Annotated in this window: 1 pseudogene; it reads left to right on the top strand. The window is 75.0% G+C overall.

What is annotated here, in order from left to right:
* Positions 1 to 1,037 (top strand): annotated as a pseudogene (locus MXD58_RS25220) (leucyl aminopeptidase); the annotation flags it as partial.
* Positions 1,038 to 1,110 lie beyond the last annotated feature (73 nt).

Here is a 1,110-nt window from a genome sequence, read left to right as displayed (position 1 = left end):
TCACCGCGCCGTCGGTTCGCGCGGTGGCCGAGGGCGCGCTGCTCGGCGCCTACGCGTTCGACGGGCTGCGAACCACCTCCGCCACGGACCGCCCGAAGCCCGTCGCCGACCTGACGATCGTCGTGGCCGACGCGGACCTCCCCGTCGCCGGGACCGAGATCGACCGGGCCGTGGTCGTCGCCGAGTCCGTCGCCCTGGTCCGGGACCTGGTGAACACGCCGCCGAGCCACCTGTCCCCCGCGCAACTCGCCGACATCGCCGTGGAACGGGGTGGCGCGGCCGGCGTCGCCGTCGAGGTCCTCGACGAGGCGGCGCTGGCCGCGGGCGGCTACGGCGGCATCGTCGGCGTCGGCCAGGGCTCGGCGAACCCGCCCCGGCTGGTCCGCCTCGAATGGCGCGGCGGCGCCGGCGATCATCCCGCGCTCGCGCTGGTCGGCAAGGGCATCACGTTCGACTCCGGCGGCCTGTCCCTCAAGCCGCCGACGGCGATGGAGTGGATGAAGACCGACATGGCCGGTGCCGCCTCGGTCCTCGGCGCGGTCCTCGCCGCCGCCCGCCTCGAGCTGCCGATCACCGTCGTCGGCTGGCTGCCCTGCGCGGAGAACATGCCCTCGGGTGAGGCGATCCGCCCGTCAGACGTACTGACCATGCGCGGCGGAAAGCGGGTCGAGGTGCTCAACACCGACGCCGAGGGACGCCTCGTCCTCGCCGACGCGCTGGTCCGGGCCGCCGAGGAGAACCCCGAGGTGATCGTCGACGTGGCGACGCTGACCGGTGCCCAGATCGTCTCGCTCGGCCAGCGCACCAGCGGGGTGATGGGCCGCGGCAGCGCCGTCGAGGCCGTCACCGCCGCGGCGGCGGCGGCCGGGGAGAGCGTCTGGCCGATGCCGATGCCGCCGGAACTGCGCAAGGGCCTGGACTCCGCGGTCGCCGACATCGCGAACGTCGCGCCGGGCGGCAGCCGCGACGGCGGCATGCTCGTCGCCGCCCACTTCCTCGCCGCCTTCGTCGCCGACGAGGCGAACTGGGCGCACCTCGTGCACGCCGACCGCCGTCGTGGTGTGCTGCCCGTCGAGCTGAGGCCCGAGGACACGCTGCCCGGTGATGACA

The sequence above is a fragment of the Frankia sp. AgKG'84/4 genome, from assembly GCF_023242965.2.
GTDB lineage: Bacteria > Actinomycetota > Actinomycetes > Frankiales > Frankiaceae > Frankia.
The sequence above is the reverse complement of the archived record's forward strand: the minus strand, read 5'-3'. Positions and strand labels throughout refer to the sequence as shown.